The sequence below is a fragment of the Pseudoalteromonas sp. KG3 genome, assembly GCF_030436385.1.
GTDB classification, from domain to species: domain Bacteria; phylum Pseudomonadota; class Gammaproteobacteria; order Enterobacterales; family Alteromonadaceae; genus Pseudoalteromonas; species Pseudoalteromonas prydzensis.
Genome location: NZ_CP098523.1, coordinates 432,374 through 446,486, shown reverse-complemented (window position 1 = coordinate 446,486; position 14,113 = coordinate 432,374). Strand labels below are relative to the sequence as shown.

General features: G+C 41.0%; 14 protein-coding genes. 3 read left to right on the top strand and 11 right to left on the bottom strand.

Annotated elements, in window-relative coordinates:
- Positions 1-30 precede the first annotated feature (30 nt).
- From NDQ71_RS02270 to sdhC, 4 genes are read right to left on the bottom strand one after another with little or no spacing between them, the layout of a single operon-like run.
- Positions 31-747: a succinate dehydrogenase iron-sulfur subunit gene (locus NDQ71_RS02270; protein WP_064666153.1), complete on the bottom strand. Its 717-nt coding sequence runs from the start codon at positions 745-747 to the stop codon at positions 31-33.
- Positions 748-757: 10 nt separating this feature from the next.
- Entirely contained in the window at positions 758-2,530 is a 1,773-nt protein-coding gene (sdhA, locus tag NDQ71_RS02265; RefSeq protein WP_064666152.1) for a succinate dehydrogenase flavoprotein subunit, read from the bottom strand.
- Entirely contained in the window at positions 2,531-2,878 is a 348-nt protein-coding gene (gene sdhD / locus NDQ71_RS02260) for a succinate dehydrogenase, hydrophobic membrane anchor protein (RefSeq protein ID WP_192540988.1), read from the bottom strand.
- Positions 2,869-3,246 (bottom strand): succinate dehydrogenase, cytochrome b556 subunit, encoded by a 378-nt coding sequence (gene sdhC / locus NDQ71_RS02255; protein WP_084448108.1) that lies wholly within the window; start codon positions 3,244-3,246, stop codon positions 2,869-2,871. Before sdhC ends, sdhD begins: the two co-directional genes overlap by 10 nt.
- Before the next feature lie 408 nt (positions 3,247-3,654).
- Between sdhC and NDQ71_RS02250 the strand changes: the two genes are divergently transcribed.
- The 3 genes from NDQ71_RS02250 to NDQ71_RS02240 all read left to right on the top strand — a co-directional run bounded on the left by NDQ71_RS02250 (position 3,655) and on the right by NDQ71_RS02240 (position 6,711).
- Entirely contained in the window at positions 3,655-4,941 is a 1,287-nt protein-coding gene (locus NDQ71_RS02250) for a citrate synthase (protein WP_064666149.1), read from the top strand.
- Between the two features lie 128 nt (positions 4,942-5,069).
- The gene (locus NDQ71_RS02245) at positions 5,070-6,284 is read left to right on the top strand and encodes an aminotransferase class V-fold PLP-dependent enzyme (RefSeq protein ID WP_283710758.1); all 1,215 of its coding nucleotides are present in this window, start codon (positions 5,070-5,072) and stop codon (positions 6,282-6,284) included.
- Between the two features lie 13 nt (positions 6,285-6,297).
- Positions 6,298-6,711, top strand: a complete 414-nt coding sequence (locus NDQ71_RS02240; RefSeq protein ID WP_064666147.1) for a SufE family protein — start codon at positions 6,298-6,300, stop codon at positions 6,709-6,711.
- Here the strand turns inward: NDQ71_RS02240 and tcdA are convergent.
- From tcdA to NDQ71_RS02205, 7 genes are read right to left on the bottom strand one after another with little or no spacing between them, the layout of a single operon-like run.
- Complete coding sequence (gene tcdA, locus NDQ71_RS02235; RefSeq protein WP_064666146.1) at positions 6,708-7,508, bottom strand: tRNA cyclic N6-threonylcarbamoyladenosine(37) synthase TcdA; 801 nt, start codon at positions 7,506-7,508, stop codon at positions 6,708-6,710. The genes NDQ71_RS02240 and tcdA overlap by 4 nt on opposite strands.
- The gene (locus tag NDQ71_RS02230) at positions 7,509-8,180 is read right to left on the bottom strand and encodes a TIGR01621 family pseudouridine synthase (RefSeq protein WP_192540990.1); all 672 of its coding nucleotides are present in this window, start codon (positions 8,178-8,180) and stop codon (positions 7,509-7,511) included. It lies immediately after the preceding gene.
- Positions 8,173-8,946 carry a 3-deoxy-manno-octulosonate cytidylyltransferase gene (gene kdsB / locus NDQ71_RS02225; RefSeq protein ID WP_301562174.1) on the bottom strand — a complete coding sequence of 258 codons (774 nt, stop codon included), beginning with the start codon at positions 8,944-8,946 and terminating at the stop codon, positions 8,173-8,175. Before kdsB ends, NDQ71_RS02230 begins: the two co-directional genes overlap by 8 nt.
- Positions 8,934-9,131, bottom strand: a complete 198-nt coding sequence (locus tag NDQ71_RS02220) for a Trm112 family protein (RefSeq protein ID WP_064666143.1) — start codon at positions 9,129-9,131, stop codon at positions 8,934-8,936. The genes kdsB and NDQ71_RS02220 overlap by 13 nt, the downstream gene beginning before the upstream one ends.
- Complete coding sequence (lpxK, locus tag NDQ71_RS02215) at positions 9,121-10,101, bottom strand: tetraacyldisaccharide 4'-kinase (protein ID WP_283710761.1); 981 nt, start codon at positions 10,099-10,101, stop codon at positions 9,121-9,123. The genes NDQ71_RS02220 and lpxK overlap by 11 nt, the downstream gene beginning before the upstream one ends.
- A complete protein-coding gene (gene msbA, locus NDQ71_RS02210) occupies positions 10,094-11,842 on the bottom strand; it encodes a lipid A export permease/ATP-binding protein MsbA (RefSeq protein WP_064666141.1) in 1,749 nt (582 codons plus the stop codon). Before msbA ends, lpxK begins: the two co-directional genes overlap by 8 nt.
- A 58-nt stretch (positions 11,843-11,900) precedes the next feature.
- Positions 11,901-13,934: a DNA internalization-related competence protein ComEC/Rec2 gene (locus NDQ71_RS02205; protein WP_301562173.1), complete on the bottom strand. Its 2,034-nt coding sequence runs from the start codon at positions 13,932-13,934 to the stop codon at positions 11,901-11,903.
- Positions 13,935-14,113 lie beyond the last annotated feature (179 nt).

Genomic DNA, 14,113 nt, shown 5'->3' with positions numbered 1-14,113 from the left:
GCATTAGCCATCTTACATTTACCAATATTGTTAAACCGAACGGTTTATTAACATTGATTTGATTTGTCCGATTGCCTTAGTTGGATTAAGACCTTTAGGACAAACGCTAACACAGTTCATGATACTGTGACAACGGAACACGCTGAATGCATCGTCTAAGTCAGCTAAACGCTCTTCAGTTGCTGTATCTCGGCTATCAGCCAAGAAACGGTAAGCATGAAGAAGACCAGCAGGACCGATGAACTTGTCTGGATTCCACCAGAACGAAGGACACGATGTTGAACAACATGCACATAGAATACACTCATACAAGCCATCTAATTTATCACGTTCTTCAATTGATTGAAGACGCTCACCTGCAGCAGGTGTATCGTTAATTAGATATGGTTTTACTTTTTCGTATTGAGTGTAGAACTGACTCATGTCAATAACAAGGTCACGAACCACAGGTAAACCTGGTAATGGACGGATTACAATCTTACCTTTGCCACCTTTTTGTAGCGTTGATAAAGGAGTAATACATGCTAAACCATTTTTACCATTCATGTTAACACCGTCAGAGCCACATACACCTTCACGGCATGAGCGACGAAATGATAACGTTGGATCTTGCTCTTTTAATAATAAAAGTGCATCCAATACCATCATGTCGTGGCCTTCTTCCGTTTGCAAAGTATATTCTTGCATACGTGGGGCGTTATCAACATCTGGATTGTAACGATAAACAGAAAATTGTACTTGTGCCATCGTCTCGCTCCTAGTAGGTACGTGCTTTAGGTGGAAATGCTTCGCGCAGTTTAGGCGCATAGTTTACATCACGCTTGCTCATTTCATCCGTTACCGGATTGAAAACTGAGTGACATAACCAGTTTTCGTCATCACGATCTGGGAAGTCAAAGCGAGAGTGTGCACCACGGCTTTCTGTACGGAAGTTTGCAGCAACTGCTGTTGAGTATGCTGTTTCCATCATGTTATCTAACTCTAGACATTCGATACGTGCAGTGTTGAAGTCTGATGATTTATCATCAAGACGTGCATGCTGCAGACGTTCACGAATTTCTTTAAGCTCTTTAAGGCCAGCAGCCATTGACTCACCTTCACGGAATACCGAGAAGTTAAGTTGCATACATTGCTGTAGGTCTTTCTTGATTTGTACTGGATCTTCGCCTTGGCCCGCCGTTGAATTTTCCCAACGATTGAAACGAGCTAGCGCAGCTTCTAAATCTGAATCTGAAGCATCTTTAGACACTTCAACATCATTTAAGTAAGTACCAAGGAAGTTACCCGCTGCGCGACCAAATACAACTAAATCAAGTAATGAGTTACCACCTAGGCGGTTTGCACCGTGCACTGACACACAGGCAATCTCACCAACAGCAAATAAACCTTCAACTACTTTTTCGTTGCCGTTAGCATCGATTTGTAGCGCTTGGCCATTTACGTTTGTTGGTACACCACCCATCATATAGTGACAAGTAGGGATTACTGGAATTGGCTCTTTAGCAGGGTCAACGTGAGCAAATGTTTTAGCAAGGTCACATACACCAGGCAGACGTAAGTTAAGCGTTTCTTCACCTAAGTGATCAAGCTTAAGCTTAATGTGTGGACCCCAAGGACCATCACAACCACGACCTTCACGGATTTCTGTCATCATTGAACGGGCAACAACATCGCGTGACGCTAAGTCTTTCGCATTCGGTGCATAACGTTCCATGAAGCGTTCGCCATCTTTATTTAAAAGATAACCACCTTCACCACGACAACCTTCCGTTACTAGCGTACCTGCACCAGCAATACCCGTTGGGTGGAACTGCCACATTTCCATATCTTGCATAGAAATGCCTGCACGTGTTGCCATACCAACACCGTCGCCAGTGTTAATATGTGCATTAGTGGTTGAAGCGAAGATACGACCCGCACCACCTGTTGCTAGTACCACAGCTTTTGATTTGAAATAAACAACTTCGCCTGTTTCAATATCGATAGCAGTACAACCTACTACATTACCATCATCGTTTTTAACTAAATCTAATGCATACCACTCAGAGAATACATTGGTTTTGTTTTTAACGTTTTGCTGATAAAGAAGGTGTAATAACGCATGACCTGTACGGTCAGCTGCAGCAGCTGTACGAGCTGCTTGCTCGCCACCAAAGTTTTTCGATTGACCACCGAAAGGACGTTGGTAAACACGGCCATTTTCAAAACGAGAAAACGGTAGACCCATGTTTTCTAATTCAGTAATTGCTTCTGGGCCAGTTTTACACATATATTCGATAGCGTCTTGGTCACCGATGAAATCGGAACCTTTAACCGTATCGTACATGTGCCATTCCCAGTTATCTTCATGTGAGTTACCCAGCGCAACCGTAATACCACCTTGTGCAGACACAGTGTGTGAACGGGTTGGGAAAACTTTAGAGATAAGTGCACAGGTTTTACCTGATTCAGTGATTGCAAGTGCCGCGCGCATACCCGCACCACCTGCGCCAATCACCACGGCATCAAATTCACGAACAGAATATTTCACTTAAACACCCCATAGAACGATTAGACCAATTGCTACGTATGCAGCGGCCATTAGGTTTAAAATAAAACCTAAAACAGCACGCAATTTTGCGCATTTAACGTAGTCAGTCAGTACTTGCCAAAGGCCAATACGGGTATGAACCATAATGCAAACGAGGGTAATTAGTGTGAACCCTTTCATTGCTAGGTTTGAAAACAGGCCTTGCCATGCTTCGAAAGTGACTTCTGGTGTACATAAGAAGTAGCCAATAATAAAAATCGCATATGCGGTAATTATTAGTGCCGTGGTACGTAACGAAACATAATCTTGTATGCCGTCACGTTTTAGAGTTGCTTGATTTAAAACCATATCCACACCCCTGCTAATACAGAAGCCACAACGCCGAGTGCCATTGCAATTTTAGCGCTGAGGTTACCTGATTCAAGTTCTTCCCAATGTCCCATATCCATAATGATATGACGAATACCACCGATAAGGTGATATGCCAATACAGAAATGGTGCCCCAAGCAATAAATTTGGCAATGAATCCGCTAAACAGACCCTTGACGAATTCAAAACCTTCAGCTGAAGAAAGAGACTCTGACCAAGCCCAAATGACAAACGTTAAAGCAAAAAATAATGCAACACCGGTGACGCGGTGAAAAATTGATGCTTTAGCCGCTGCCGGCATAGATATAGTTGTTAGATCTAGATTTACAGGTCTTTGCTTTTTCACAGTTACTTGCCCATCTTGCCCACTAGGAGCTCATCTACTTGTTTTTCTTAACCCACCAGAAAACGATTTTCTGATGGAACTATCTAAGCAAAGCTCTTTTTAGCAACAAAGTTCACATTTATGCAAAATTAGCTGCAAAAATTACATTTACCTACAGACAATACGGTATAAAACCTTCGATAGTATATATAGCCAAAGGTCTTTTTACAATTCTTGTTTAGTTAGAGATGTTTGCGAATTAGCCAATGGTATAATATTTAATCCCGTCAGAATATTTATTATACATTTGTGCATAATGTTTATAAAAATTGACTTTAACCCCCTCTTTCACGTTAAAATGAAAAGAATGTGCTTAAACAGATTCAGAACATAACAATCAGAGTTGTTATCTTAATAGGAGATAAATAGATGGCGGATAAGAAAGCCACAGTCCATATTGATGGTCTAGATCCAATCGAACTTCCAATTTACCAAGGTACTGCAGGTCAAGATGTAATCGACGTACGTACATTAGGTGCTCACGGACACTTTACTTATGATCCAGGCTTTATGTCGACTGGCTCTTGCGAATCTTCAATCACTTACATTGATGGCGGCAAAGGTATTTTACTGCATCGCGGTTACCCAATTGAGCAGTTGGCAGAAGACTCAGATTACGTTGAGTTATGCTACTTACTATTAAATGGTGAATTACCTACGAAAGAACAATATGCTGATTTTGCTCAACAAGTTACGCATAACACTATGCTTGATGAAAAAATTGCAAACTTTTTCCAAGGCTTCCGTTTCGACGCTCACCCTATGGCAATGCTATGTGGTGTAGTAGGTGCATTATCGTCTTTTTACCATGAAGACCTTGATATCACTGATGCAACACAGCGTAAAACCAGTGCAATTAAACTTGTTGCTAAGTTACCAACTATCGCAGCAATGGCATATAAATATAACGTAGGTCAACCATTTGTTTACCCACGTAATGATTTAAGCTACGCAGAAAACTTCTTACACATGATGTTCTCTGTTCCGGCCGAAGAATACAAAGTGAACCCAGTTACAGCAAAAGCAATGGATAAAATCTTTATGCTACACGCTGATCACGAACAAAATGCATCAACGTCTACTGTACGTTTAGCTGGTTCTTCAGGTGCAAACCCATATGCATGTATTGCAGCGGGTATCGCGTCACTATGGGGCCCTGCGCACGGCGGCGCTAACGAAGCATGTTTAAACATGTTAGAAGAAATTGGTTCAGTTGACCGCATTGATGAATACGTTGCTAAAGCAAAAGATAAAGCGGATCCGTTCCGTCTTATGGGCTTTGGTCACCGTGTTTACAAAAACTTCGACCCACGCGCAACCGTAATGCGTCAAACGTGTCACGAAGTGTTAGCTGAACTTAACATTCAAGATCCATTGCTTGATATCGCGATGAAGCTTGAGCAAATTGCGCTTGAAGACCCATACTTTGTTGAAAAGAAACTTTACCCTAACGTAGATTTCTACTCAGGTATTATCTTAAAAGCAATCGGTATTCCGACTAGCATGTTCACTGTGATCTTCGCAATGGCGCGTACTGTAGGTTGGATCACACACTGGGATGAGATGCTTTCTCAACCTGGTCATAAGATCAGCCGTCCGCGTCAGCTTTATACTGGTCACACTCACCGTGACTACGTAGCAACTGACAAGCGTTAAGCGTTATTTAATGCTAAAAAGGCCGCATGTGCGGCCTTTTTTGTGTCCAGCCCTTGAGAAAAATCATAAAGTGATTACAATTCTCGCTCATTTTAAATTTGGCTTGTTATGTTAGATGTTGAAACGTTATGTTTGATGTAGAAAAAATCCGTGCGGACTTCCCTGCGCTGGCGCAACTTATCAACGAGCAACCGCTGGTTTATCTTGATTCAGCAGCTACCACACAAAAACCACTATCAGTGATCGCAGCGACTGAGCAGTTTTATGCGCGTAATAATGCCAATGTACATCGCGGCCGCCATACCTTAAGCGAACAAGCCACTCACGCTTATGAGCAGGCAAGAGCGACAGTCGCTGATTTTTTTAATATTGCAACCAATGAGTTAGTTTGGACCAAAGGAGCTACTGAAGCAATAAACCTTGTGGCTAACGGCCTAACTGAACAACTAAATAGCAATTCTGTTATTATTATTTCTCCCTTAGAACATCACGCTAATATTGTGCCTTGGCAGCAACTTGCAAAACGTACTGGGGCAACACTGCTCGCTTTGCCTTTACAGCAAGATGGCCGCTTTAATACACAGCAATGTGTTAAATTTATTGAGCTACATAAGCCAAATGTACTTGCAATTACCCATGCATCAAACGCATTAGGTAATATCACCCCACTTGAAGCGATTTTACACGCAGCAAAACAGCAAAATACCCTTACCCTTATTGACGGCGCACAGGCAGCTTTACATTTACAACCTGATTTACAGCAATTGGATTGCGATTTTTATGTTTTTTCGGCGCATAAAATGCTCGGTCCAACGGGTCTCGGCGGTTTATATGGACGTTATGAGCAATTAAATAGTCTTAGTGTGTATCAAACCGGTGGAGAAATGATTGAATCCGTGACTTTAACAGAAACAACTTTTCGTCAAGCACCGGCAAAGTTTGAATCTGGCACACCAAATATCGCTGCGGTGATTGCTTTTGCCCACGCAATTGAGTACTTGAAAGCATTAGATACGACTAATGTATATGCTCATGAACAAGCAATTTTCAATTATGCCGCAAAAAAACTGCAATCCATCGATGGGATCACCATTTATAGCGACCTAAAAAGCAATATTGGCACCTTAAGTTTTAATTACAAGGATGAACATCCTTACGATATTGCCACTTTGTTGGATGGTTTTGGCATCGCAGTTCGCAGTGGCCATCATTGTGCACAACCACTGATGCAGCATTTAGGAATTAATGGCAGTGTTCGTGCTAGCTTCGCATTCTATAATAACCACCAAGACGTTGATTTATTCATCGCAGCCTTGCAAGAGTGCATCGCGTTATTAGACTAAATTCGGATAAGACATGATTAAAACGTTTAAAGAAATAGCACAGTCCTTAGACAATGCGTCTGCTTGGCAACAAAAATACCGAGAAATAATGCTGTTAGGCAAACAATTACCAGCTATGCCTGAAGTATTAAAAACCGATGACGCCCTTGTTCCTGGCTGTGAAAGTAAAGTGTGGATGTATTTGGACTTTGACCTAGAAGAGAATACCTTGGTCATTGTTGGCGACTCTGATACCCGTATCGTAAAAGGCTTACTAGCCATTGTGTTAGCCTTATATAATGGTCTAACACCAGAGCAAGTGATAAACACCAATGCCTTTGCAGAATTTCAACGGTTAGGACTTATTCAGCATTTGAGCCCATCCCGCGGTAATGGTATCAAGGCCATGGTTGAGCGTATTCAAACCATGGCCCAGCAAAAAAGCTAACTTTTCACGTTCCGAGCGCAGCGGTCTAAATATTTACGTACCGCTTTAGCTGCTACAAAAAAGCCAAAGCTGCCCGTGATCATAGTCACTGAGCCAAAACCATTATTACAATCCATATTCATACTACCATCAGCATTTTGTTTTGCATGACAGACACTGCCATCTGAGCCAGGATAAACCAGCTGCTCTGTAGAATACACACAGTCGATATTAAATTTACGTTTGGGATTGCTACTAAAATTGTACTGTTTGCGCAGAATATAGCGCACTTTCGCAAGTAAAGGATCTTGGGTAGATTTTGCCACATCGCCAAAAGTAATTTGGCTTGGATCGGTTTGCCCACCGGCGCCACCGGTGGTGATCACTGGTATTTTATTGCGTTTACAATGTGCTATTAATGCCGCTTTTTCTTTTACTGCATCAATACAATCAATCACATAATCAAAATTTTGAATATGTTCAGCAATATTATCCAGGGTAATAAAATCGTCGATGATCGTTATTTCACATGTTGGATTGATAAGCTCACAACGAGTTTTCATCGCCTCAACTTTCGCTTCACCCACCGTGCCGGTTAGGGCATGAATTTGCCTATTAACGTTCGTTGCACAAATATCATCAAGGTCAATAAGCGTAAGCTTTCCTACTCCCGTTCTTGCTAATGCTTCGGCGGCCCAAGAGCCAACACCACCGATGCCAATGACACAAAAGTGTGCATTTTGCAGCCATGCAAATTGTTGTTGTCCATATAAGCGTTTTATACCACCAAAACGAATATCGGTTACCGAGTCTGTCATTTACCAATCCAATTGCCATGGCTGTTGCCATGTGTGAAAATTTTCGTGTTCAATTAATTGTCCAAACAGTGTTGTACAATCAGGTTTACACACATACAGGTGCTGTTGATTTTGCCACTCAAAGCTAAGTGCATAGGCATGCAAATAGGTACGTTCTGCAGAGCCTCCACCATAAAGTGAATCACCTAAAATAGGCGCCGCTAAACTTTTTAAAGCAACCCGTAATTGATGGGTTTTCCCCGAATAGGGCTTTAAAATGAAGCCACGTAAGTTAGCCGCAATACTGAGCGAATAAAAACGGGTGATCGCCGGGTTTTCAAGACTTTTTAATAGTTTGAAGCTACTACGGCGAGATTTAGCCATATCACCTTTTACCCAGCCTTGCTTTTTCTTTGGCTTACTATCAGATAAAGCCAAATAAAACTTATCAACCTGATGTGCTGTGAATAAACGTGTAAACTCAGCGGCTGCAACACTGCTACGCGCTAAGATAATCAAACCAGACGTCACTTTATCTAAGCGGTGCACCGCATAGAGTTTTTCATTTAGCTGTTGCTCAGCAAGTACCACAAAACCTGGGCCATCTACGCTGTGAAAATTTAGGCCTGCAGGCTTTTCTAAGATATAAAAATCTTCATGCTGAGCATGCACAGTTAATGTGGGCTTATTCACTCGCAGCTTTACTTTCTAAGTAACTCACGACACGCGCTAAATCTTCCGGTGTATCAACCCCAGCATGAGGCGCAATCTGCGCTTGCTCAATTTTAATTTGATGACCATGGTAAAGTACGCGTAACTGCTCTAATGATTCTAGTTGCTCAAGCGGCGAAGGTGCTAATTTAATGTATTGCTTAATAAACCCTGCTCTATAAGCATAAATACCCACATGACGTTGGTAGTTCGCGGTATTTAGCTGATGGTTATTTGCGGCATCCATCATATTGCTGCGATCAAAAGGAATGCTAGCACGAGAAAAATACAAAGCATTTTTATTGATATCGCTAACCACTTTTACAGCATTAGGGTTGAGTACTTCTGCGATGTCATCAATGGCAACACTTAAAGTCGCCATTGGCGCAGACGAATCTGCAAGCAATGCAGCAACTTGCGCTACATTTTCTGAAGCTAACAACGGCTCATCGCCTTGTACGTTAACAACAATTGTATCATCAGCTAATGCCAGTAACTCCATCACTTGGGCAAGGCGTTCAGTGCCCGACTGATGATCTTCACTGGTCATTAATACATCTTTGGTAAATACACTGACAGCGTCGAAGACTTTTTGATGATCGGTTGCAATAACCACTTTACTTGCCCCCGCTGCCATGGCTTTTTCGTACACGTGTTGGATCATCGGTTTGCCACAAATATCCGCTAATGGCTTACCCGGTAATCGGCTTGATGCGTAACGCGCGGGAATTACAACTACGAATTCCACGTTTCAATCTCTTGCTGTGATAACTCACGTGCTTCGTTTTCAAGTAGCACTGGGATATCATCGCGAATTGGGTAAGCAAGCTTTGCAGCCGTGCTGATCAGTTCATTATTTTCTTTGTCTAAACGTAATTTGCCTTTACACACAGGACAGGCAATTATTTCAAGTAACTTTGTATCAAAGGCCATCGAGGATCCCTTTTTCTTTTAGTAATAAATTTAATTTTGTAACCACCGCTGCAGAGGGCTCTGCATCAACAGGTAAAAAATACCACGTTGGTTTTGCAAATGATTGGCATTTTACCGCATCTTTTTCTGTCATAAACACTATTTCATCATTAAATTGTGCAAAATCTGTAGCACTGTAAGCATAGTGATCACGATAATGATGGCAACTTAATAGAGATATACCCTGCTCTCGTAGGCTATTCTCAAAACGTTGTGGGTTTCCTATTGCGCTAACAGCATGTCCTTCAAGTAAAGGAGCTTGCGCAGTAACTGCGTTAGCAACAGTCAATAGCGCTGCACTTTTCAGTTGATAGTTGAAAGGGTTATCCCCGCCATTTTCAATCACTAAATCAACTGATTTTAAACGTGCCTGAGTTTCTCGAAGTGGCCCCGCTGGCATAATAAAACCATTACCGAAACGTCGTTGACTATCGACAATGCAGCACTCAATGGCTCTGGCCATTTTATAATGTTGCATACCATCATCAGAAACTATGACATCAAGTGAGTGCTCGGCAAGTAACTGCTTAATATTCGCTTCTCGGTTTGGCCCAACGACTACAGGACACCCTAGTCTACGCTGTATTAACACCGGTTCATCACCTGCACTCGCTGGGCTGGTCGTTGCTGTAACGCTTAGTGGATAACATTCACTATGACCACCATAACCGCGACTGATCACCCCTACTTTTAAGTTTTGCTGTTGTAGGTAACTAACCAGCCAGATCACAAAAGGTGTTTTACCATTACCGCCAACACTAATATTACCAACCACAATAACAGGTACTGGGCTAATGTAAGCTTTAAATAAGCCGATTTTATATGCCGCGCGGCGAAGCGTGCTTAGCAACCAAAACAGTAAACTCAATGGCAGCAGTAAAATAGTGAGTAAACTGATACCTTGATACCAGCTTTGTTCTATTTTACTCACCTTGTTCACCAAATTGCATTTTGCATAAAGCAGAATAGGTACCATCTTTTTCCAGTAATGATTTATGGTCGCCGCTTTCAATTACCTGACCGTTATCAATGACATAAATTCGATCACTATTTTCAATCGTCGATAAACGGTGCGCAATGACAATCGAGGTCTTATTTTGCATTAAATTTTCTAGCGCTTGCTGTATCAGTTTTTCAGACTCAGTATCCAATGCCGATGTTGCTTCATCTAAAATCAAAATTGGCGCATCTTTGAGAATTGCCCGTGCAATAGCAATACGCTGGCGCTGGCCGCCTGATAGCATCACCCCATTTTCACCGACCATGGTATCTAAACCATCGGGTAAATCTTTAACAAACTCCCAAACGTGTGCTTGCTTGGCAACATTGAGTAACTCGTCTTCGCTTAATTCACGACTAATGCCATAACTTATATTGTTAGCTATAGTGTCATTAAAAAGCACAACCTGTTGTGATACCAAGGCAAATTGCTTACGTAAATCAGTCAACTTATAATCACTGAGCGCAATACCATCAAGCAAAATTTCACTCGGTGGGTGTAAGTCATAATAGCGCGGTAATAAGTTCGAAATAGTTGATTTACCAGATCCTGAACGTCCCACTAAGGCAATGCTCTCACCCGCTTTAATGGTTAGTGATAAATCCTTTAATACCGCTTCATCTTTAGTAGGGTAGCTAAACGTCACGTGTTTTACTTCGATGTGCCCTTGCACTTTGTCAACAGACACAGTACCTGTATCTTTTTCAACTTCTTCATCAAGTACTAAAAACACGCTCTGTGCGGCTGAAATACCGCGTTGTAAGTCACTGTTAACATTAGCAAGCTGTTTAAGCGGGCGTAATAGCATCATCATTGATGATATCAATACCACAAAATCACCTGAACTGATGGTATCAATCATTGATGGCATAGCAACCACCCACAAAATCACCGCCATGGCACTGGCCGCTAAAATTTGAATAACAGAGACACTAATAGCTTTAGTGGCATCCATTTTTATCCGTTGTTGACGGTTATGGTTATTAATTTTTGCAAACTGAGTGATTTCTTGTTGTTGACCACCAAAACCATGGATAACTTTGTGACCACTGAGCATCTGCTCTGAGCTGCGAGTTACTTGTCCCATCGCTGATTGGATATTTTTAGAAATATTACGAAATCGTTTTGAAACAACAGAGACAATCACTGCCACTAATGGAATGATAACTAAGAAAATTAATGACAACTTCCAGCTGGTATAAAACATTACTCCTAATAAAAACACCACAAAAGCACCTTCACGCACAACGATTAGCATTGCTTTAGTGATTGCTTGTTGAACTTGTTCGGTATCGAAAGTAATTTTTGAGATCAAATCGCCCGTTGAATTTTGATCATGAAATGACACGGGTAAATGTAGGATATGTTCAAACAATTGCTGTCGCAATGAACGCACAACTTGAGAGCCAACATAACTTAAGCAATAAGACGACATATAATTAAAAATACCACGGCCTATCACTAATGCGATGACGACTAATGGTGCATATTTTAGCACATCAGCATTGCGCTGATTTAAGCCCTCATCAATAAATGGTTTCATTAATTGGATAAATAAAGCATCCATCGCTGAGTAACCAATCATGCCGACCACTGCTAAAATAGCAACGCTTTTATAATCACCCACATACGTCAATAAACGCTTATAAATTTGTGATGTAGTTTGATCCATAACACTCTCTTATTCATAGTCTGTGGCTATTGTAGCCTCCAGTAGTACAAAACTAAACTCAATCTTTTAGAAACCAATAACTTTCATCATCACGAGCAAGATTAATCGTGTATTGATCTGCATAAAAAGCAATATTTACCTGACCATGTGCGGCCGTGGTGTATTGCATTACATTATGATCAGCAAAACGTGTGATAACCCGTGGATGCGGTAATTGCCACTGCCCCTTATAAGCAGTTGAATGAATAACAAGCTCCGGAGCAACAGCGCGAATAAACGCATCACTTGATGACGTATTACTACCATGGTGCGGGCTGAGCAACACAGTACTTTTGAGTACGCTTTGCTGCGCTATTAATTGGCTTTCTCTTTTTGCTGAAATATCACCGGGGAGTAATACACTAAAATGGCCATCACTAATGTGTACCACACAGGAATTATCGTTATCAGTTTTTAAGTCCTCTGCGGACTCACTTACGGTTAACGTTAAATCATAAAAATCATAGCGGCCTGCTTTACAACCGTGCTCAGGCCCATTCGGTTGTAATAAGCGAAAAGTATGTCGATAACCATGATGTAACCAATCTGTCAGCCCGCCAGCATGATCTTTATCCATATGACTGATCAGCGTTAGTTCAACTTCAACCCCCATACTGGTTATATACGGGACTAAGGTGCTGTTGATCCGCGTGAATGTATTAAAATATACAGGACCTAAATCATAAATAAAGCCTTTACCGTGGCGGCTAACCAACACCATAGTGCCGTGCCCTACATCAAATACATCTAGTTGCCATAGAGGTTTTGGCTGTAAGTATTGATCGAGAAAGGTTAGTGCAATTGGTAAACACGCCATTACTCGCCACGATGAAAAACACATAATACCAATTGCGATATAACTACTAATAAGCCATTGTATGCTAAATTTTGTTGTATCCAACCAACGATACTCACCAGGTACCAATAGTAGACTCTGATACGCATGCTGTAATAAATAATCAAACACTGTGATTAAAACAGTAACATCAAACAATAAACTCAATACTGACAGCAATACCAAACTTGGCATAATAATAAAACCAAGTATTGGGATCGCAACTAAATTGACCACTAAACCAATCACACTAATACCATTAAAATAATAAAGAGATAACGGTAATAAGCCTATAAACAGCGCTACCTGTAAGATAACAAGTGTTTGTATCAATGACATAACGCCAACTTTGGCAATAGCTATCACACTGAACACCCAAAAAATGATGACCACCGCCGTAAATGAAAAGTAAAGTCCAGGGTTAAGTAAACTAAATGGCTCAATAAGTAGTACACACACCAATGCAAACAAAATACTGCGCCATCTGAGCGCTTGTTTAGCGTAGTAGTAAATAACTAAATAGCAGCCTAACATGATCAATGCGCGAGTTGCTGACACGACAAAGCCACTTAAATACACATAGCTAAAAGCCAGTATGAAACCGCCAACGCTATACATAAGCGATAGGTTCAACTGCTGTCCTAGTGGTTTAACTACAAAGTTGAGGCCAGTTAAAACAGCCCGCGTTATAAAAAAACCAATACTAAACATTAAACCAATATGTAGTCCTGAGATTGCTAATAAGTGGCTAATACCAAATTGCTGTAATTGTTGCTTTTGATCATAACTCATTATGCTGCGGTCACCTGTTAACAACGGATAGTACAACCAATTCAAGGCGCTGCTCTGATAAGTATTTTTAATAAATTGTCGATATGACTTGATCACATGCGTGTTTTTGCTTTTAGATATTTCAATATAACTGCCAATTTGCTTGCCTTTATAAAAGATCCGTTCACTAAATGCATAACGCTCTTTATCAAACACAGCATAGTTTTTTTGGCTGCGATATTTACTTAAATACAGCCAAGTTAAAATATCATCGCCAACCTCAAGTAGTTGATCGCTTTTTAAGGTGATCAACGCCAAAGGCGGTTTAATTATAGATTGGCTTTGTTGGTTAATCTTATTCAGCTGCACTTTTAAATAATAATGATCGCGCTGAGAAATAATCTCAACAACAGTGATGTGGCTATAATGTGGTTGATTTTCATGCAAAACAGCAGGTGAAATTGTATAGAAGCTAGAAAAATGGAACCAAACACAGCAAATTCCACAAATAAAACCTAACAATACACTGTAAAACGGCTTAAAATAAGCGCTCGCGATTAATAGAGATATAGCGAAAACTGTAAATACAAGGGTCTGATAATAAAAAACGGTTACAATACAACCAA

Excerpts from the sequence above, each read along its gene's own strand:
- NDQ71_RS02270 (WP_064666153.1), bottom strand. The coding sequence starts at position 747 with ATGGCACAAGTACAATTTTCTGTTTATCGTTACAATCCAGATGTTGAT.
- sdhD (WP_192540988.1), bottom strand. The coding sequence starts at position 2,878 with ATGGTTTTAAATCAAGCAACTCTAAAACGTGACGGCATACAAGATTAT.
- NDQ71_RS02250 (WP_064666149.1), top strand. The coding sequence starts at position 3,655 with ATGGCGGATAAGAAAGCCACAGTCCATATTGATGGTCTAGATCCAATC.
- NDQ71_RS02245 (WP_283710758.1), top strand. The coding sequence starts at position 5,070 with ATGTTTGATGTAGAAAAAATCCGTGCGGACTTCCCTGCGCTGGCGCAA.
- NDQ71_RS02240 (WP_064666147.1), top strand. The coding sequence starts at position 6,298 with ATGATTAAAACGTTTAAAGAAATAGCACAGTCCTTAGACAATGCGTCT.
- tcdA (WP_064666146.1), bottom strand. The coding sequence starts at position 7,508 with ATGACAGACTCGGTAACCGATATTCGTTTTGGTGGTATAAAACGCTTA.
- NDQ71_RS02220 (WP_064666143.1), bottom strand. The coding sequence starts at position 9,131 with ATGGCCTTTGATACAAAGTTACTTGAAATAATTGCCTGTCCTGTGTGT.
- msbA (WP_064666141.1), bottom strand. The coding sequence starts at position 11,842 with ATGGATCAAACTACATCACAAATTTATAAGCGTTTATTGACGTATGTG.